Source organism: Paenibacillus sp. JT22N1 (assembly GCF_059692155.1).
Map to the genome: position 1 here is coordinate 97,464 of NZ_JCAUAW010000015.1, position 20,345 is coordinate 117,808.

Genomic DNA, 20,345 nt, shown 5'->3' on the forward strand with positions numbered 1-20,345 from the left:
ATCTGTTTTCCACGCTATACTGCCCGATAGCTTAATGAGGCTGCGGATAAATTTCGCGGCAGCCTCATCAATCTACCTTTAGGCGCTAGATCGATGCGTTAATACAGTGTTATCTGATAGAGCCTTTTCCTCGAAAACCACCAAATCCCTATGAATTCATAATTTTATATCTAGTCTTTTCTATTAGCTTTATTCTCTTCTCGTTATTCAAGTAACGTCCTATAGTTAAGCCATTCGAATTACAGCAATGTGCGTAACTCTTAATTATCAATCCATCTTTCATAAGGATTTGATATTCACCTTCATGTGGTCCCTTACCTAAATAAAAATGAATGGTTCCTATTTCCTCTACTTTATATGCCTCAATTAATTTTATTTCAGATATTTTGATTTCGACATGCTTCATAAAAAATATGTATTTACTAATTTTCTCACCTTCAATTACCCAGTAATATCCGAATTGGAAAACCATAAAAAATAAAAAAATAACAGAAAACAAAACAAATGCCTCAATAACAAAACCGGCCATTAAGTAAAAAAGAAACAGAAATATAGGATAGATAACCAATGTAATTATGATTGTCTTCTTTAAATGAAATTTCATCCTTGATTTAGCTCCATATAATATATTAGTTAGCCTCTTTATTTACGAAGTTCTCAGATATCTTTAACGAATGTATTCGAGAAGTGATTTAATCTATCCTTCCGATATTAATTTCGCGGCAGCCTTAAAAAGGAGCTGATGCCGGTCACTGCGATCAGCTCCCTGATTATTCAACTATCGTTCTCCGTTAGCGTAGCAACTACACAAAAGTCAGTATATTATGGGGAACTATTTGTGAATTTTTCGACTAATTCCCTAAGTATTTTGTTACGCTCTTTCATACCTCTAACATAAGAAACGGCAAACCAAATGATGAAAATTGGACCACCAATACCTAGTAAAAAATAATAAATAATACTTAACCATGATAAAGTTGCAAACGCATTCATCCTATAACCTCCTAACCCAAATTAATTACGTTACTGGAACTAAGCAATTGTTTCTCGTTAGCTAAATAAAATGTGTAATCTCGCTAAAATCATTACACCCTAAAGACTATATAAGTACCCATCTCACTGATCTTAAATGGCTTGCTATATTCCTTGAACACTAATTCAATTCCTGATATATCGTCAGATAGTGGAGGTGATACTACGTAATTATAAGATGAATGCCCTGAAGTGCTTCCACCATTAACCATTCGGCAGTCATAACGTTCTCCTAAATACAACTCAAAATGGCTGTGTTTGTGAGGACTTAATGGAAGTTCCGTTGTCATATCCCAATCTATACTGAAAGTTATTACACTTGCATTACTGTATTGTCGTACAGAGGTAAGCGTATAAAATAACTCACCTTTTTTAACGGATTTTAAGATTGGAATATGCTTTCTGAATCCAGATGGTTCAACCATTGGTTTGAAGTGTTCTTCATTTCTTAAAGTTCCAAATACGGCTTTCAGGAAATCTTCGTAGAGTTCAAAAGTAGTTGCCCAATTAGAGATATACTCAAATGAGGGGAAACCTGGATTATTATCTGATATATCCTTTCGTTGTCTTATCAAATCGCAAATTTGCTCATCAATATTACTAATTCGTTCATCATAATGGTCCGTTGGACGTTCAAATGGCATCCGTTTCATCATTGTCCTCCTCATTGCAACTCATTTACTACAATATCTCTACCTAAAAATTAACATATAATGGATATCCAGTGAAAAATATTCCCCCCGTTAATATCGCCGTTAATTGAGAAAGCTGCCGTCATATGCTAAATGACAATTGAATTTTCTTGTAACTTTTACGATGGCTTATTCGACTATATAATTAGAAAACCTGATAGGAGGTAATGTATTGGAGGAGACAAAGAATATTGAATACATAATTCCAAACATTAATGGCGAAAACCAATTAGAGTCCACCATTCAACTCATCTATGAGCAATATCATAAAGAAGTGTACCAATTTCTAATTTGTTTCATTGGAAATCGTAACGATGCCGAAGATTTGACCCATGAAGTGTTTATTCGGATTTTAAAATCATTGTCCAAATTCAATAAAACATCAGGACTAAAAACATGGATACTTTCAATTGCAAAACATGTTGCTATCGACCATTATCGAAGGAAAAAGTTTTATTCTTTATTCACAGATGCTTTTTTCTTGAAATTAACTTCGAAAGATGATTCACCAATTGAGCAATTAGAGACTAAGGAAACGAAATTGCTCTTATGGGGTGCAATTTCAAAGTTGAAACCAAATTATAGAGCTGTTTTAATTCTTCGTGGTATCAATGAACTTTCGATTAAAGAAACAGCCGAAATTTTGGAGTGTAGCGAATCGAAAGTTAAAGTCAATTACCACCGTTCAATGGGGATGCTTGAGAAAACATTATCTTCTTTAATGGAAAGGAGTACCGGATATGAGTGACCAAACTGAAAAAATCTTGAGGATGATTAAGAATTCACAGGAGATTTATCCAAGTGCTGATTTTATTCATGCCACAAAACGCGATTTAATTGAAAGAGCTCTGAAATTACGTAAGAGACAGAAAACTATTAGAAGTTTCTATGCGGGATCCCTTTCATTAGCAGTTCTGATTACAGTTCTTTGGATTACTTCGTTTGGAGGGAAAGAGGGGATTTTAAATTCAGTCGATGCGGGGTATAGATTGTTTTCCTCCTTAGCTGTAGACAAACCAGAAGCACAGAACCCCCTATTACAAAATCCTGAAGTTTTTATATACCATAGTCATTACGAAGAATCATTTCTACCTGATATGTTAAAAACACCAGGAACTGTTATACCACCCAATCAACAAGCTTATTCAAAAGATATAAATATAACATTTGTGGGAAAACACTTGGCAGTAAAATTAAACGAATTAGGCGTTAGAACCCTTGCTGATAATACTGATTACGAAGAGAAAGAAAAACAAAAGTTCGAATTTTCTAGGTCTTACGACTATTCAAAAGAAACAGTAAGCAAAAATTTGCAGCAATACCCTGGAATTCACATGATATTTGATATTCATAGGGATTCAGTACACCGAGAACAATCAACTGTTAAATGGAACAATCTTGATGTCGCATCAATCAAATTTATTGCAATTCCCTCTGAGAATATAACATTTGCAAAAAAAATCAATAATAAGTTTGAAGAATTGTATCCTGGTGTTTCAGAGGGAGTAGTTACATCCACTGAGACAAAAAATACTTATAACCAGGAAATGCATCCCCATTCAATCCTGATTGAAATCGGTGGTCAAGAAAACAGCCTTGAGGAAGTGTATCGAACAACTGATATGTTGGCGGGTATTATTAAAGATTTACTAAAGCAAGAATAAACCCAAGTTAATCGGGCTCCTAAAGAGGGGCCTTTTCCTATTAACATGGAGCAAGCTCAAATTGTAAAGGATGAATAACTATTGCGCTAAACGCTGCCCGTTACTTAATGAAAACAGAGAGCAGTTGCCGCGCAAACTGCTCCCTGTTTATTGTGCTATCGTTCTTACATTAGCTCAATAGTCTTATGTTTTAATATGGTGTTAGCCGAAGGAAGTTCTGGAAGCAGCCATTGCATTTAAGGCGTTCTCAAAATAGCTATATACTTCATCTGCAATTCCCAGAAACTCTTCAACAAGTACATTACTACTATCCAAGTAACAAGCATACAGATAATCAACTAAAGCGGAGTCAATCTCACAATAGTTTAATATGGCATTCTTCATATTAATAATGTCATCTTGCCATACACCTGAATCTTCTAAAACCAAAGAGTATAATGCACGAATTAATCTCTTAGAGTAACCTTTAATATATCTAGTTTTCATTGTGTTATCACTAGCATTAGAAAGTGAACTATGTACACGTTCTACTTCCCACTTGGTCTCTGTATTTAAGTCTAAAATGAACTCTGGAGAAATAATTATCGGTGGTACTTTTTCACCAACGTCATGACCATATATGCAAACACAAATTATCTTTACCCAAAAACCCCACTCATTTGGTTTACTTAATACATCGTCAATCGAGCAAATTATCGTATCAATCTTAGTTAGTACTGGATATTTTTCCAAAAGCCTGTTTTTAATATTTGACAATCTTTCGTAATCAATATCTTTGGGATCTACACATACAATAGTAAAGTCTGCATCTGACTTATAAGGTTTAGCAGTTCCTTTTGGAATCGAGCCACACATATAAATGCTATGAATCTTACCATTAAATTCGGTAAGTATATTATTTATATACTTATCAACAAAATCCTTATATTCACTTTGAATTACAACTCTATTTATAACTTTTTCTAATATCATATAGACTCCTCCCAAAATAAAAAACGCCCCAAAGCCAAATGCTCTGGGACGATATTAATCGCGGTACCACCCAGGTTGCTGTATTTTCACACAGCCACCTTAATTGACTATAACGGGTCAAATCGATGGGTATTAGCCATACTCTGGAACTGGCATTTTCAATCAGTACTCTAGGGTTTTCTCAGTCGTGAAACCCTTTCCTGTGAAGAGTTTAATGATTTACTTTTGTTCCATCATTGATTTACGGATATTGGTAAAATATTACTCTTTCCCGTCACCTTAGTCAAGAACTTGCTCAAGATAACTGCCCGTTAGTTTAATACTTTTTATTTGCCCGAGGGAAAGTTATCCTTAGGCTTTTTGTTATTGCGCCTATGTTCAAAATATCGCTTGCATATCGAATACGTGTTCGGTATATAATAAATAACACGAATGAATGTTCGTATATGGTGGTGAAAAAATTGAGTGTTTTATCAAGAATTGAGAACGAAGAGGATGTTCAAATTATCAAAGAGTACACGTTGTTACCTATTTTGCTCGATATGTTAACCAGGGACATGGAGGAGCTGAAGATATATAAGGATAAAATTGTTTATAACCATGTACTCTTTTATCTGAAAGAGGTCGAGATCGCTATTTACCCCCAGATACAAAGTATTAAGAACAATATGAAAAAGCGTGATATCAAAGTGCTTAATACAACCACGAATTCAGTCGGTATTAATGTAGAATACAAAGTCCGAGGATACATCTATTATTTCACAATGCTACGAAGTTTGGTTAAAGCAGAACTAATGACCACACTGATGAACATGCGGAGGCGAGTTTAGATGAGCAAAAAATGCGAACGGACAATATTTCTATCCGACTGCCAGTCATTTTACGCAAGCGTTGAAAAGGCGACTCATCCTGGTCTTGATAATTTCCCTGTGGTCGTGGCCGGAGATCCGGCTAGGAGATCAGGAATTATTTTGGCGGCATGTCCAATTGCTAAAAGCTTTGGAGTTACCACGGCTCAGCGGCTTGGTGAAGCGTTGCAACTGTGTCCAAATGCTATCGTAATGCGTCCGCACATGCAGCGATATATTGATGTATCTCTTGCAATTACAGCTATCTACGAAAAGTATACTGATCTTGTAGAGATATTCTCAATCGATGAGCAGTTCTTGGACGTGACAGGTTCGCTCAATCATTTCGGCTGCACGCCAGCTGAGCTCGCAGTAATGATTCAACAGAAAGTTGCTGCATCTATGAATGTACGAATCCGAGTAGGCATCGGACCGACTAAAATACTTGCAAAGCAGGCGACAGATAATTTCGCAAAGAAGAATGATAGTGGAATTTTTACACTAGGAAAGGATGATGTTGAGCGATTCCTATGGCCATTATCCATCGATAAGATGTACGGAGTTGGCTCACGAATGACGCGCCATTTTGTCGCTCTTGGTATGACCACGATAGGTCATGTTGCTAAAACCCCGCTAGCGACACTTAAACAAAAATTCCGCGCCCGTTTCGGAAAACAATCGGATATTCAAGCGGAAGTCATGTGGAGAACGGCAAACGGACTAGATGATAGTCCGGTTACACCTGGAACATTTGATATCGCACCAAAATCGATCGGCCATGCTATGACACTCCCTCGGGATTATTTGACGATCGAAGAGGTTGACATAGTACTGTTGGAGTTAACTGAAGAAGTGTGCCGCGATGCTAGGGCGAAGGGTTTTACAAGTGGGACAGTACATGTTTTCTGTATGTGCTCACCTTATGACTCCCCAACAGGCTTCAGTCAACAACGTAAGATGCCACTGAATACAAATCATACGTTGAAAGTTTACGACTCTGTGCGCGAAATATTTCGCCGTAATTGGAACGGATTTCCTGTCCGGAAGGTAGGCGTTACGCTAGGCACTCTTGTAGAGGAAGATGTAACTCAACTTGATCTTTTCGAAGATGTGACGAAATTGCGTGAGCTTGATCGTGTTGTAGATGGCATAAAGGACCGTTTTGGTAATACAGCAATCATTCGTGCTTCCAGTCTAATGAAAGCAGGATTGGCAACGGATAGAGCAGGTAAAATTGGGGGGCATTATAGATGAGCAAAAAACTAGAATTGAATAGTCTTTGGGAATCAAGTCGGATGATGCTTCCTCAACATAAAGAGTCCGCAATCAGAGGTCAGAAAGAAAAGCAATACATTCAGCGTCAAGTACTAGATGAGCAAGAAATTCATTTCATTTCTGCTACACTTAGCCAATCCCAAATTTACAAAAGAACTGTACAACTCACGATATATGACAAATACCAGTCACGTACTATTTCAGGTATAGTGACACGAACCAAACAAGGGGAATTTCGTTTGGATACTGTTGATCCATTCAGCGGGATAGAGAATTGGGATTGGATCAGATTTCAAGATGTACTTAAGGCGGAGCTTAGTAAAGAATGGACAGTAGATGAGATGATTGATCCGTAGAATATTCAAAAATTCCTATTACAGTAAAACCAAGATCTTGAGAAAATATAGACGAATTATTGATTTACAATTAATGGATGATTGTGTTGGAATATTATTATATTCAGAGTACTGGTGAACAAGCCCGAGGAAAACAATTCCTTGGGTTTGTTTTAGTTTTAATTACACAATCGCATCTAGAAGGAAGGACTTTATTTTTTATTCCAAGGCTACTGCTGTTTCTTTTATTGGGGCGTTCTATCATTTATTAAAGTTCTTGTTGGCTGCTTATGAAATCCGATATATTATTTATACGGTAAATAAAGGGATTTTCTGTCGAATTATGGAGGGGATTTAACTCCGTATGTGGAATGCATAGACAAGCAGGAATTCGAAGGAGCTGATTGTTTGAAACTTACAGAAGAAGAAAGAGATAGTATTTTGGCCACTTTATCTAAGGAGCAAATCCTTTTCTTGAAAGATGGATTGAAAAGGGGGAGAAGGACTGTTTTCGCAAATATCATTGCTTCTCAAAAGGGGTTGAATGTACCAGAAAATGCTTCATATGAAGATATTGAGCATCTGGTAGATTCCTGGATTCTTATTGGGTATGTTGATGGCGGAAGTGTCTCAGCTGATCTAAAATGTGAATGCGGAAGATCTCTACGGTACCAATACCACGTTCTTAATAAACAAAGTGGAGAAGAACGTAAATTTGGGATTGATCACTTAGAACTGCATACTGGCATAGATGCGAAGACAGTCGTGGAAATTCGTAGTGGGTTCTCTAAAATCGATTTAGAAATGGATGAAATATTACTTAAGGTCGATGAGCAATTGGACCTTGATCCTAACATATTAGCTGCTTTGCCTAAACTCATAGATGTACCCTCTGACATCAAACAACATTTAGAGCTGCAGCTGCCATTGTTGAACAGACAGATTGCTCGAGTAAGGAGATTGATTGCTGAGTCCCAAAGTAGTCAATTCAGGGCGCCAGAGCCGTTTAAAACACGATTGACGGTACCGCCTGTTAAAAAAAAGATCGAGAAAAAGCAGGATGTTGATTTGTTTACCTATGATAAACAGCATGAGTCTGAAAGTACAGTAGAAGAACTATCAGGTTCGATTAAAGAAGCTATCTTGTCTTACCTTAATAGCGGTGTTCAGAGCGCTAGAATCATCTGCGAGCTCCTTATTAGAGATAAATTGACCCGTGATGAAAGGTTTATTACGAATAAGCCCAAAATTTACGTTCCAGTTTGCTGGTACATAGAGTCTTTTATTAAAGGTGGTAAGTGTAAAATTACATCGATTGATCAAACTGACCGCGTTTATGAATGGGTTTTTTAGGAATGGATTTCCATGGTCCAAAATAAAGAATGTATGGATAACAAATGGCCGTTTGAATTAACTAAGGGAAAAACTAACATACTTGCACAGTGGAGGAAAGATTAGAGGGGCAGGGTTATTCTGTGTATTCGTAATTACATAGCAAAGGATTGTGAAAAATGTGAGTGTTTATAAAGACAAATTAGTTGCTTTCATTGATATTTTAGGATTTTCAAATCTTGTATTAGCAAGTGAAACTGATAGCACTAAATCAGAACTTTTGTTAAATGTACTAAAGGAAATTGAAGCATTTATAGATAAGGAAAATGATTTATCAGATTTTGCGGAGAGATATAATCAATTTAAAGTGAAAAGTCTCAAGATTAATTATACACAATTCTCTGATAGTATTATTTTGAGTACTGACATAATATTTCCAAAAAAGTACGACATTGAGTTGCCAAATTACAACAATCTTATGCATTTATTTAGTTTATTATCTTTCATCCAAGCTAAATTTTTAAATCAAGGTATTCTAATGAGAGGCGGTATTACTTGGGGACCGATATGTCATGAAAATAATATCTGTTTCGGCCCAGCATTTATAAAAGCCTATTTACTGGAAAGTAAATCTGCGATTTATCCGAGGATAATTGTTGATCCAGAACTTATGAATCAAAAACTAATTCCAACACCATATAAAGATAAAAAAGACTATCCTTACATGTTACAACATTTGAAAAGTTCTTTTTTAATAGAAGATGCAACAGATGGACAATACTGCATTAACTTTATGTTATTACAAACTTTTAAAGATAATGTAGATTCAATATTAGAAAAAGTAAATAATAACATGATAGGTTTAAACCCAAGTGATGATTTAGATAAGAAAATTATTGATAAAAATATTTGGTTACTTAATAAAGTGAAATCTTACATTGAGAGTCAATAAAGAGGTTGCCAAGCAACTTAGGCCAGGAACCTCACCACCCACTAAAAAGCCTAAACGAACAGGGAAGTTACTTGTTCAACTGGGCATATTGCATCCGTCTTGCAGATTCACACAACTGTGAGTACCCGGTGTTTTGGCAATGATTCAAGAAATATAGGCGTGGATCGTGGTGGTTGGCAAGTAGGAGTATTCTTTATTGTGGAATGAAAAGGATATTAAAAAGAATCTTCCAAATTTCAATTTTAGCGGAAATTGGATCGTGCTATTTCTTATGAAACCCGCGTTGTTCGGCCAATACAGGGTAGCACAACGGATTTTTTTAAACTCATTTGTCATCATGGTTTAGAAGGCGTAGTTTGCAAGTATCTACATAAGATTGTATAGAACTGTTGTCCGTAAAATAAATAATAAAGTTTTTTTTTGTTAAGAGACTAAATTTATAAAGGGAATTGTAAGATACTGAAGAATTCTGGATGAAATAGAAAAGAGAGAGGTGCGGTATGTGAGCTGTGGCCAATATGATGTCTGTGAGCATAAAGAATGCGAGATTATCCCGTATATCGAGGAATTCTTGAATGAATCTGTTATCATGTACACCTGCCCGGATAAGGAAGAAGAATACTTGGCAAAGAAGGACAGAGGCAAAGAAATCGACTTGATCCTGCGGACTGCATCGTCCGAGTGGGCGGTGGAAGCAAAGAAGATCGTCTTGGGGAAGAAGGCTGAGGAAGAGAATGTATACCGGATGATCGAGATGATCACGGGGAAATTCGGGGACGCCCAGCATACTGTGTACCTGAAGATCAAAAAAGGGCTGCAACCAAAATGGAACAGCATTGAGGCATTCTTGGATGAATATATAAATGAAGGTGGTAATTCCATATATTCCAACAAATATGTGGATATCCGGCTGAACAAGGAAACGGAGGAAGAGAGCCGGAACCAGTTGTTCCGCAAGGACGCCGCTCGGGAACAATCGGAGCAACATGGGGACTTAAGCAAGGCCAAAGTCGTCAGTTTGATTATGACTTCCAACAATGAGAAGCAGCGGTTCATTGTGAATTTTGCTAAGGCTTTGGACATAAACAGTTTTATCTATATCGGAAGTGATATCGTTGGCAAGATGAATGAGAAGATCCGAACGGACTCGGCCAAATTCAAGGAATATGATGGTTACCGGAAGATGTTCTTCTTTGACTTAGTGTTGCCGCAGCATCTGAAGGAGTTATACGAAGATGAACATCCGTATAATGATTTACTGAAAAGGCTAGTCTTCGAAGATATAGAGAAGGCAATGGAATCCGAGTTGGAACTTCCGGAGTCTATTGCGGTGCTTCTAATGCTATCCATGGATAATCCTGAGGGCACAGAGGATTGTTATTTCTTGGGTGCTGGGATAGATGAAGCTACTTCTTACTCATCCCAAAAATGATGAACTGCTATGTCTGGTACCTTGTAGTGGACATTGGAATGGTAGAAAAACCGTTATTGGAAAAGATAATCGTTCGGATGAAGGAAAGATTGTTTTTTATTGGGTTCTTCATACTGGGAGGATAATGCTTTTTATTAAAATTTTGATGACTAATATGACTGGGATTCCTGGAATCCCAGTCTACTTTATTATAACTGAACATTAATACTTTATTAACAATAATTCTCAAAGACCCCAGACCACACTGTTTCCATATACCAATTAAAGAAAGCTCCATGCTAAGGTCATAGTGGAGGGTTCTGCCTATGTTAAATCAACAATTAAAACCCAAGAAGAGCAAGCAACGTCAGGCAGAAGGAATAGTAGTAGCACAAGATAAAGGTGTGAAGTTCGGAAGACCCCAAAAAAGTATCAATGATCAATTCATTAGGATTTATGATAGATGGAAGTCAAGAAGCATTACAGCAGTAGAAGCAATGAAGCAATTGGATATGAAGCCTAATACTTTTTATCGTCGAATAAAAGAACTTGAGACTACATCTTGAAATCAAACAATCCTTTCATTAGTATTATTAATACGACGATTTTCATTAGGAAATATTTAGTAATATGATTTACATTGGATGGAGGAGGGTATCAGTGCAGTGTTTTCTATGTAAATGCAACAGGGCAGTTGGGGATATTATCGGAACTACTTACCATATGAACTGCCCGACATGTGGTATTTACAATATCACGGATCCTGCAACGTATGACTACGGTAGGGATCAAGATGAATACAAAGATGAACCAGTTCCGGACGCTTATAAATCATCTGCCTATGTTAGAAGGATGAGTTTGTTCGGATATGAACCGATCACAATTGTTGCTAGATTAGCAACAGCTGAATTAAACCATCGGACAAAGAACCAGATGGAAGCAGCCTATCCGGAATGGGACGATGCTTTAAATCTGGTTCTTCTAAACTTGTATCAACTCTCTGAAAAGGGGAGTCGTGAGGTTTATCTAGAAGTGAAAGATTATCCTACTCTTTATTGCTCAGGATCGGAAAAAGAAAATAATAAATCACGTATTCTTTCGGAACTGGTTAGAGAAGATTATATAACTGGGTACACATCGGCGATTCCATGCAAAGTAAGTTTGACGAAAAAAGCAAGGGATTATGCTAAAACTATGGTGTTTATAGAAAAGAAAGGGGTTATTCAATTGCACGACATGCAGAAAATCAGAGAACAGTTTCTTCAGACTTTGTTCGATATTACAGAAGGTTCTTCAAAAAAGATAGTTAGTATTGATGAGGTTGGACAAGCTCTAGGGTTGCCTCGATTGGAAACTAATCGAATTTCGGAATATCTTAATAATGAAGGATATTTGAAGAATGTGACCTTGGGGGGGGGGATGTCGATCACTCACGATGGAATTAAAGCTCTCGAACAAAAATTGTTAACGAACCCGGTCGCGCAAACGCCGTCTGCTGCATCAGTCACGAACATCAATGTTACAAACTCACCAAACGCGCAGGTGGGGCATATGAGTACTCAAACTTACGTAAATAATCAAACTCAGATGTCCATGCCGGTGGACGAACTGAAACAATTGCTAACTAAGATCAGATCCGGAATACCGATGCTGGAGATTGAGAATGATGATAAAGAAACTGCTGAATCTGATTTAAAGGTTCTCGAACGTCAACTTAATTCCGATAGTCCGGATGCTGAAAAAGTTAAGGGCCGGTTACGGACGCTTATGGAAAGCATCGGGACAACAGCTTTGAAGGAATTCGTAAAATCCCAGTCTGGTAATTTAGTGGGTTGGTTTAAAGGTTTCTTTCCAGGAGAATAGGTTGGCAAGCTACGGATCTGCGGCTTCGGTCTTTGACCTGGAGGGCCACTTTTTCATTGAAACACAGCCGTTGGATGTGAGTGAACCGGCGGACGTGTATCACTGGTTGAATTGGGAGGTCCAGTATCAACTATTATGGAAGACCTGCGGAAATAATAAAGGGAGCAGCTGAGGCTGTTGCCTTTTTTATTTGTAAAATTAAAATGTAATGTAATTCCTGGCAGCCTTTAAATTATGTATTTTGCTGTGAAGTAAAACCTGAACTAACGTTTTGCGTATAGATTATAAGGAACGTATTAAAGGAGGAAGTTAACATGGATTTTAGCAGAGGTAATCCGACAAAAGGAAAGCAAATTTTTCGGACAGGCAAACAATATAGAGAGTATGCACACATCGGATCTGGAGATATTCAAAGTCAATTCAATGGATATATTGAGGGATACAAACGTGCAGCTGACGAGCTTGTAGAAAGCGCATTGGATTCTGGAAAGATCGACGTTCTGGATTCATACATTTACCCCATTGTTTTTCTATACCGACAGTTTCTAGAACTTTCGATGAAGTCATTGTATTTAAAGTACGGTAGTGAACCAATGTCTGATAAAATTGAGACAAGTGGCAAAGCAAGTCACAATTTACAAACCATGTGGGATAAGGTGAAACCCATTATCGCGGATGCAGCTGGAGTAAATAGTAAAGACGTTACACTTCTAGCTGTTCAAGATTACATAATGCAATTCCACAAAAAAGATATTGCTTCAATGAGATTCCGATATCCTATAGATAAGGCATATAATCCAATGTTTGAAGATGAGGAACGAATTGATTTTGTGGCCTTGAAGGAATGTATGGACGAGCTAGATTTTTTCTTTGGCGGTGTTGACGGAATGCTAAGTGATCAGCAACAGTTCGCAGATGATAGAATGGCAGAGTACCGGAATATTCTCAGAAGCAATATGGACTAGTCATAGAGACAATAGTGTTTTGATTTGCTTTGTCCATACTTCCACCATTTATTCGAATGTCGAGTCTCAGTCTATGAGACTTTTTTTTGTTTTTGTTCTTTTTGTCATTATGATATTGAACAGGATTAATAACTTAAATCGTCTAAATGTATCTTTATTAATAGATTTTCTACCACAGAGTTAGTTGGGGATTTGATGACTTAAACTGCAGAATAACGAAAAAAAATATATGGATAAATATGGAGGGTAATGGCTCTATTTGTCGAATTTTTACTAATAAAGTAGCAAGTATTTCTTAGTTTAAGTCATCTCAGATAGCTCCCTAAGAAATTCTTGTTTAAACCCTTGATAATGAATTAATCGCGGCGAAGGATATCAGTTCAGAAATATGGAGGTATAGAGTTGTTTAAATTTGATCATCTAATTATTAGAGGTATTAATGGAATAGACGAGTTATTTATGAACTTTAACCCTGGAGTAAATATCATAAGTGGTCCAAATGGAATTGGGAAATCAACAATATTAAATTGCCTCAATGCGTCAGTTAAAGGACTAAGGAAATCATCAAGGTTAAGTACCGGAGGTCGCTGGGAGAAAGGCAGTTGGGAAATAGGTTATCTGGATGACTATAGACAATATGAGTCAAATTTTAAAATCCCATATTCCTATGACTACAATGAACCCCATGGAGACTATTTAAAAAATAAAGAATTTATTTATTTCAATGTCGAAAGTAGAAATCCAAGTAGAGGGATGTTTGCACAAAGTAGATTAAATAGTATTAAGAAATGGTTTTTTTATAATTTTTATTCAGGAGATATTTCAAGATCAAAATATCATAATGTGAGCTTGATTAAAGAATTGTTTCATAGTTTGGATTCGGATGTGTCTTTTAGTAGGGTAGAGGAATTACCCCCTTTGGATAGTAAAGGTTACAGTACAATTAATCGAAACTTTGAACTGTACGTAGAAACAAAACGAGGGGAAATTAAGTTTGAAGAGCTTTCATCGGGATATATTTCATGCCTTAGTATTTTGCTTGGAATTGTGAAATCAGTTGAATCAATTCAAAATAATTTTGTGCGAGACTTTGATGGAACAGTTCTTATTGATGAACTTGATTTACATTTGCATCCTGAGTGGCAAAGTAAAATAATAAAAATATTAAAATGGTTGATTCCTGGTGCTCAAATAATAGTTACTACACATAGCCCTCATATAATACAGTCAGCTAATTATCAAGAAATAATAGCACTCTCTTCTGATCAATATGGGTATATCCATACTAGAAGTATTCCTTCAGTCAGTCATGAATTTGGATACCAAGGTTGGACTGTAGAGGAGATCTTGACAGAGGTTATGGGGTTGAAGAACTCAATGTCGGACCATTTTGTTGAAACACTTAATCTTTATAACGAGGCAAGAAGAAGCGGAAGGCGAGATGAAATGAAGAAGCATTATTTAATATTAAAAGAGATGATTCATCCAAACAATCCCCTAATAAAATTATTAAGCGTACAATCTGGAGAAATGTCAATATGGGAGGAGGCAGACAATGATTCAAATTACACGTCCTTCCTGTCCAGCTGAATTAACAATAGAGAAAAAAAGAGAGTTAACTGAAAGATATAAAAGGAGTAAAAATATTGGTAAAGAAGATTCAGTGTGGAGACAACGATTTATAACAGAACCACTAATTTACATGTCAAACTCAAAATGTGTTTATTGTGAGTGCTTGTTGAATGAGGAGGGAAAGTTCATGCAAGTCGAACACTATTATCCCAAATCATTGTACGAAGATGAGGTTGTTGACTGGAATAATTTGCTCCCAGTCTGTGGTCGGTGTAATACAAAAAAAGGGAATCATGATACTAAGACTTCCCCAATCATTAATCCAACTTTGCACAATCCCAAAAGACACCTAAACTTTTGTGTGTACGAATTTAGCATACTCGGTTCGGATTCATTGGGAGAAAACACAGAATACGTTCTCGATCTAAATGATCAAACAGGTTTGAACTTGACACGATTCAGAATTAGTCGTGCGGTAATAAGGGAAGTTAAAGAATTTCATGTATTACTTTCCGAATACGACCCAAGTAAAGGAGAGATCCGTAAGGAGCGTTCATTGAAAAGAAAAATAAAGAACGTTCTAATTAACGCAATGCCGAACTGTGAGTATAGTGCGACTGTAGCTTCTATATTGCTAGCTTATCCAAGAAAAAAAGATCTGAATGATTTAATGATTCAAAAAGGGGTAATGGATGATGAATTAATATCTTTATTTGAGATTGTTTCTAATAATGCATTGCCTCTTCGAAATGCACTTGCACACACTAATTAGTAATATTGTGAAAAGCTTAGTAGATTTATTTCTTTGGTCCAGAGAGTGAGGTTGTAACAAAGAATAGATTGACCTTGAATCGATACCTATTTTGGTGGCTATAAGGGATATTTTGGTTAATGGGACTTCGTATAGTATAGGTGTTTGTTTTAAGGCAGTTCCTCTTGTTTATTAAGGTGATGAGCAGATATCGTCAGTGAAAAGTAGCCTTTTGAATCACTATAAGTTCAACAAGATGCTCAAGTGCTCCGCTCTTGAGCATCTTGTTGTTATGGAAATAATGATATTTTCTGAAAAAGTTGATGGGAGTAATTGACTTAAATGGGCTAGATTCTACGTCACCTGAGTATTTCTAAACTAATTATACAAGAGCTTATTCGACAGAATAGGTCTATTGGTCTAATTATCTTGTTTTATTTGGGATAGTTTGGTAAAAAAAACAACCAAAAGAAGGAAAAACGCGCTTTTTTGTCGAACTATTTTCTAATAAGTATAGTTCTTGAGGAGGCATTTAAACGTGAATTACGAGAAAGGTTCAATGTGGGCAAAATGGGATTTACATGTCCATACTCCACTTTCAATAATAAAACATTTCAGTGGCACAAATGAAGACGAGATATGGGAAAATTATATAAGCGATTTAGAAAAGCTACCTTCAGAAATTAAAGTTCTTGGTATCAACGATTACATTTTTATTGATGGATACCGCAAAGTAAAACAATACAAGGATAATGGTCGGTTGAAAAATATTGATTTACTATTACCAGTTGTAGAACTGAGACTTAACAAATTCGGGGGAACAAAAAACAAACTAAGTCGTGTGAATTTTCATATTATCTTTTCTGATCAAGTTGATCCCGACATAATTGAGCAGTGTTTTTTAAACGCTTTAACTAGTAAATACGAACTTTCTCCTCAGGCAAGGGACAATCAAATACAGTGGAACTCAGTTGTAAACAGAAGCTCACTCACTCAGCTTGGGCAAATGATCAAATCAACTGTACCAGAGGATCAACTAGTTCACTATAAAAGCGACTTAGAAGAAGGCTTTAATAATCTCAATTTAGACAAAGATAAAATTCTTGAGACTCTACAACAACATCACTTTAAGGGCAAATACATCACTGCTGTCGGTAAAACTGAGTGGGCGGATATCAAGTGGAACGAGGGGTCCATTGCTGACAAAAAAGACATCATCAATGGAGTGGATCTAGTCTTTGTTTCATCATATTCTGAAGAAGATTATTATAAAGCAATTACTTCACTTAAAGATGCAGGAGTTAATGATCAACTATTGGATTGTAGTGATGCTCATTACAATTCTTCTTCCCTAGAAAAAGACAGACTTGGTAAATGTTTTACCTGGCTTAAAGCTGATACTTCTTTTCAAGGCTTGAAACAGGTTTTAAATGAGTGGGAAGAACGAGTTTACGTAGGCCAACTCCCACCTAAACTTCATTCTGTTCTAAACAATAAGGGTAAATTTATTAAATCAATTACAATTAACAAAAAGAACGACACTAATGGCTGGTTTGATACAACTACAATCCAATTAAATCAAGATTTAGTCGCAGTTATTGGTAACAAAGGAAATGGCAAAAGTGCTATAGCAGATATCATCGGTCTTGCTGGAGGAACGAAAAATACTAATGAATTCTCTTTTCTTGCCAAAGGACGATTTAGACAAGGAAACCTGGCAAAAAATTTTGAGGCAATAATTGAATGGGAAAACGATGTTAGAGAAAATATCGCATTAGACGAAAATCCAAAAGAGCATATTTTAGAAAAAGTGAAATACTTACCACAACAATTTTTGGAGAAATTATGTAATGTCGAGGATGATAAGTTTGAAAATGAATTGAAAAAAGTAATCTATTCACATGTGGATGAGAAAGAAAAACATCAGAAATCCTCACTCAATGAATTAATTCAGTTCAAAAGCCAAACTATACTGGAATCGATAAGAATACTTTCGGATCAACTACTACTTAACAATGAACAGATAATTTCTCTTGAAAAAAAAGCTACTACTAATCATCTCTCAGCAAATGAAGAACTTCTCAAAAGCAAAGAACAGGACTATGAAGCACATATAAAAATGAAACCCACTGAAGTGTTTGCACCTGATGCTAACACAGATCTTAATGGTGAGTTATTAGGATTGTCGATTCTACTTGACGAGTTTAAAAGAAACCAGCATCAATTGAATACAACTATAGAATTAAAAAAGACTGAACATACCGATATAAAAGATAAATTAGCGTTAGCGCGGCGGCTAGAAGAAAAAATAAATAATTTTGAGAAGCAGTATTCATTTTTTCTTGAGAACTCCTCTGATGAATTGAGCTCATTAGGTATAGATATTAACAGTATCATTACTCTTAACGTTAATTTAACAAATTTACATCAAATTAATTCTGACTATAATATTAAAGATAAACAGCTTTCAAGTGAATTGGCAAATGACGGTGCAGCCAGCTTATATAAGAAAAGAGAAGAAATTGAGCTTAAGATTAAAGAACATCAAAACAAATTAGATGAGCCGACTCAGAATTATCATCTATACAAGAAATCACTTTCTGATTGGGAAGATAAAAAGAAAGAAATTTTTGATGAGGCAACAAAAATCAAAGAAGATATTACATATCTCAAAACCAAGCTAATTGATGAAATCAGAAAACTTAAAGAAGTAAGATTGATAAAGACCAAAGAAATATTTATTGAAATAATGAAGATCTCAAAAATATATTCGGATTTGTACAAACCAGTCCAAAATTTCATTGATAAACATGCATTAACTGATTCCGACTTTGAATTAAAGTTTGAAGTCTCGATTGATGCTAGCTCAGTACTAGAAGGAATTTTAGAGAAGATAAATCAAGGTGTAAGAGGAAAATTCTATGGCTCAGAAGAAGGGCGGAAATTATTAAAATCTATTATTGAGGAGACGGATTTTAATAAGACCGACTCTGTGGTGGCCTTTATCGAAAAGATATTAGTAAGTTTAACCAATGATTCTAGTCAACCTGATTTGACAAATATTGAAGCGCAGCTCAAGAAAAATGCTACGCCTATAAACTTCTATCAATACTTATTTTCATTAGAATATTTAAAGCCCTTATATAGCTTAAAGCTCGGAGAGAAAGAAATATCTAAGTTATCTCCAGGTGAAAAAGGAGCCTTATTATTAATTTTTTACTTGTTAGTTGATAATGATGATATACCGTTGGTAATTGATCAGCCAGAAGAAAATCTAGATAACCAGTCGGTCTTTAAAATGCTAGTGCCTTGCATAAAAGAAGCAAAGAAGAGAAGGCAAATAATAATGGTCACTCACAATCCTAACTTAGCGGTTGTATGCGACGCTGAACAAATAATTCATGCGAAAATTGATAAAATTAATAACAATCGTATAAGTTATAAATCAGGTTCGATTGAAAATATTGAAATTAACAGGTCTATTGTTGACATCCTTGAAGGAACAAAACCCGCTTTTTCAAACAGACAATCAAAATATTCATTGTTTTAATGTAGGTGTAAAAGGGGGCCTCATAAAGTGACCTCCCCCTTTATAAATATTGATTTCCAATTACTAAATATTGTTGCTTCAGAAGCACATCTAATGGTACCCGCTCATAATTATTTATATTAATCCCAAAGTATCGACCTTTCTTTGTGTCATAACTTACACTAAATGTCTTTACGCCATTAGACAATATATCAGCCTCATACACTTCGTTCCTATTGATATCAAATAATTCTGTTGATTGGACCATCTGGAGGTCCTCAAAATCATAAGTGTTTTCTAATGATCCTCTGAAAAGGACTGATACTTTTTTGTTTTTGAAATCGATCGAAGACACAGGATAAAGCTTTTTATCAAACTCATCTACTGCCCTAAGTTTAAACTCCCTCATCGTTTATCCCTCCATAATAAAAGGTATTCAACTACTATCTCGGTGATGATAATAGTTTCGCCAGCAATGAGGGAGTTAAAACTTACCATTCCTAGACAAGTAACTTATGTATTCAAGTAAGGTGAATGTATTTTTACGACCACGATATTGCCGTTATAAACGTTATCTCCCTAATTCGATGTGTGTGTGTTTGATACCACATTCAAAATACCATTAGAGAAGATCAAAATATTCTAATGTCTACAATCCGTCTACAATTTCTAGACAACACAAAACCCAGTCCGCATGAGGACTGGGAATTTTTCTATATCAGCAAGCTAAAGGTATTTTAAGAAAGTAACTATTTCCTATATTAAAGATCGGCTTAATGCTTATTAGTTGGCTTTTCCTATCTTTCGTTCTAACTAGTAATGCTATTTGGCTCACGTTCATTGATGCTCTTGCAACTCTTAACTGGGGAATTTTTTTTTTAGGCAATACCGAAATGAAATAGTCATTGCTAACTCTATCGGAGATAGCTCCTAAATGAAGCCCTTAACGCGTAGGCGAAGAGAATTATATGAAAGTAGAAGATGTTGAAAAAGAACGTTTTAGTGCTTTATTTAACATTACTTACACCTTCAAAATCTCTCTTTTCTTATGCAAAGAAGGGTGAATGTAAAATAAAAATAAAATATCCCTGAAAGGAGTTTATTTTACTGGGGATTTCAATCTATGCACTTATGCATGTGGGTGATTCATCT

The 20,345-nt window shown here is 35.9% G+C and carries 20 protein-coding genes; 15 read left to right on the forward strand and 5 right to left on the reverse strand.

Going from position 1 to position 20,345, the window contains the following annotated elements:
• Positions 1-148 precede the first annotated feature (148 nt).
• The 3 genes from AC58UU_RS26780 to AC58UU_RS26790 all read right to left on the reverse strand — a co-directional run bounded on the left by AC58UU_RS26780 (position 149) and on the right by AC58UU_RS26790 (position 1,688).
• Positions 149-604 carry a hypothetical protein gene (locus AC58UU_RS26780; RefSeq protein ID WP_497320219.1) on the reverse strand — a complete coding sequence of 152 codons (456 nt, stop codon included), beginning with the start codon at positions 602-604 and terminating at the stop codon, positions 149-151.
• A 218-nt stretch (positions 605-822) separates the two neighbouring features.
• Positions 823-993 (reverse strand): hypothetical protein, encoded by a 171-nt coding sequence (locus tag AC58UU_RS26785; RefSeq protein WP_497320221.1) that lies wholly within the window; start codon positions 991-993, stop codon positions 823-825.
• A gap of 92 nt (positions 994-1,085) precedes the next feature.
• Positions 1,086-1,688: a hypothetical protein gene (locus AC58UU_RS26790; protein WP_497320222.1), complete on the reverse strand. Its 603-nt coding sequence runs from the start codon at positions 1,686-1,688 to the stop codon at positions 1,086-1,088.
• A 208-nt stretch (positions 1,689-1,896) separates the two neighbouring features.
• Here AC58UU_RS26790 and AC58UU_RS26795 point away from each other — a divergent pair, with 208 nt between their 5' ends.
• Positions 1,897-2,472 carry an RNA polymerase sigma factor gene (locus tag AC58UU_RS26795; RefSeq protein ID WP_497320223.1) on the forward strand — a complete coding sequence of 192 codons (576 nt, stop codon included), beginning with the start codon at positions 1,897-1,899 and terminating at the stop codon, positions 2,470-2,472.
• Positions 2,465-3,388: a stage II sporulation protein P gene (gene spoIIP, locus AC58UU_RS26800; RefSeq protein WP_497320224.1), complete on the forward strand. Its 924-nt coding sequence runs from the start codon at positions 2,465-2,467 to the stop codon at positions 3,386-3,388. The genes AC58UU_RS26795 and spoIIP overlap by 8 nt, the downstream gene beginning before the upstream one ends.
• 201 nt (positions 3,389-3,589) lie before the next feature.
• Here spoIIP and AC58UU_RS26805 read toward each other — a convergent pair whose 3' ends face one another.
• The gene (locus AC58UU_RS26805; RefSeq protein ID WP_497320226.1) at positions 3,590-4,360 is read right to left on the reverse strand and encodes a nucleotidyltransferase domain-containing protein; all 771 of its coding nucleotides are present in this window, start codon (positions 4,358-4,360) and stop codon (positions 3,590-3,592) included.
• 461 nt (positions 4,361-4,821) lie between these two features.
• Between AC58UU_RS26805 and AC58UU_RS26810 the strand changes: the two genes are divergently transcribed.
• From AC58UU_RS26810 to AC58UU_RS26870, 13 genes are all read left to right on the forward strand, one after another.
• The gene (locus AC58UU_RS26810) at positions 4,822-5,190 is read left to right on the forward strand and encodes a YhjD family protein (protein WP_497320228.1); all 369 of its coding nucleotides are present in this window, start codon (positions 4,822-4,824) and stop codon (positions 5,188-5,190) included.
• Positions 5,191-6,462, forward strand: a complete 1,272-nt coding sequence (locus AC58UU_RS26815; RefSeq protein ID WP_497320230.1) for a DNA polymerase IV — start codon at positions 5,191-5,193, stop codon at positions 6,460-6,462.
• Positions 6,459-6,839 carry a YolD-like family protein gene (locus AC58UU_RS26820; protein WP_497320232.1) on the forward strand — a complete coding sequence of 127 codons (381 nt, stop codon included), beginning with the start codon at positions 6,459-6,461 and terminating at the stop codon, positions 6,837-6,839. Before AC58UU_RS26815 ends, AC58UU_RS26820 begins: the two co-directional genes overlap by 4 nt.
• Positions 6,840-7,226: 387 nt before the next feature.
• On the forward strand, positions 7,227-8,171 hold the full coding sequence (locus AC58UU_RS26825; protein ID WP_497320234.1) for a DUF3895 domain-containing protein: 945 nt from the start codon (positions 7,227-7,229) through the stop codon (positions 8,169-8,171).
• A 160-nt stretch (positions 8,172-8,331) separates the two neighbouring features.
• Positions 8,332-9,102, forward strand: a complete 771-nt coding sequence (locus tag AC58UU_RS26830) for a hypothetical protein (RefSeq protein ID WP_497320236.1) — start codon at positions 8,332-8,334, stop codon at positions 9,100-9,102.
• A gap of 502 nt (positions 9,103-9,604) precedes the next feature.
• A complete protein-coding gene (locus AC58UU_RS26835; protein ID WP_497320238.1) occupies positions 9,605-10,534 on the forward strand; it encodes a hypothetical protein in 930 nt (309 codons plus the stop codon).
• 305 nt (positions 10,535-10,839) lie between these two features.
• Positions 10,840-11,079 (forward strand): DNA recombinase, encoded by a 240-nt coding sequence (locus tag AC58UU_RS26840; RefSeq protein WP_497320239.1) that lies wholly within the window; start codon positions 10,840-10,842, stop codon positions 11,077-11,079.
• A 157-nt stretch (positions 11,080-11,236) separates the two neighbouring features.
• On the forward strand, positions 11,237-12,376 hold the full coding sequence (locus AC58UU_RS26845) for a hypothetical protein (protein ID WP_497320241.1): 1,140 nt from the start codon (positions 11,237-11,239) through the stop codon (positions 12,374-12,376).
• Position 12,377: 1 nt separating this feature from the next.
• Positions 12,378-12,548 (forward strand): hypothetical protein, encoded by a 171-nt coding sequence (locus tag AC58UU_RS26850; protein ID WP_497320243.1) that lies wholly within the window; start codon positions 12,378-12,380, stop codon positions 12,546-12,548.
• A gap of 142 nt (positions 12,549-12,690) precedes the next feature.
• Positions 12,691-13,341: a hypothetical protein gene (locus tag AC58UU_RS26855; RefSeq protein ID WP_497320244.1), complete on the forward strand. Its 651-nt coding sequence runs from the start codon at positions 12,691-12,693 to the stop codon at positions 13,339-13,341.
• A 402-nt stretch (positions 13,342-13,743) separates the two neighbouring features.
• Positions 13,744-14,931, forward strand: coding sequence for an AAA family ATPase (locus tag AC58UU_RS26860; RefSeq protein ID WP_497320245.1), 1,188 nt, complete (start codon positions 13,744-13,746; stop codon positions 14,929-14,931).
• Complete coding sequence (locus AC58UU_RS26865) at positions 14,897-15,685, forward strand: HNH endonuclease (protein WP_497320246.1); 789 nt, start codon at positions 14,897-14,899, stop codon at positions 15,683-15,685. The genes AC58UU_RS26860 and AC58UU_RS26865 overlap by 35 nt, the downstream gene beginning before the upstream one ends.
• Before the next feature lie 517 nt (positions 15,686-16,202).
• On the forward strand, positions 16,203-19,214 hold the full coding sequence (locus AC58UU_RS26870) for a TrlF family AAA-like ATPase (protein WP_497320248.1): 3,012 nt from the start codon (positions 16,203-16,205) through the stop codon (positions 19,212-19,214).
• A gap of 40 nt (positions 19,215-19,254) precedes the next feature.
• Here the strand turns inward: AC58UU_RS26870 and AC58UU_RS26875 are convergent, their stop codons facing one another.
• Positions 19,255-19,602 carry a YopX family protein gene (locus AC58UU_RS26875; RefSeq protein ID WP_497320250.1) on the reverse strand — a complete coding sequence of 116 codons (348 nt, stop codon included), beginning with the start codon at positions 19,600-19,602 and terminating at the stop codon, positions 19,255-19,257.
• Between the last annotated feature and the right edge of the window lie 743 nt (positions 19,603-20,345).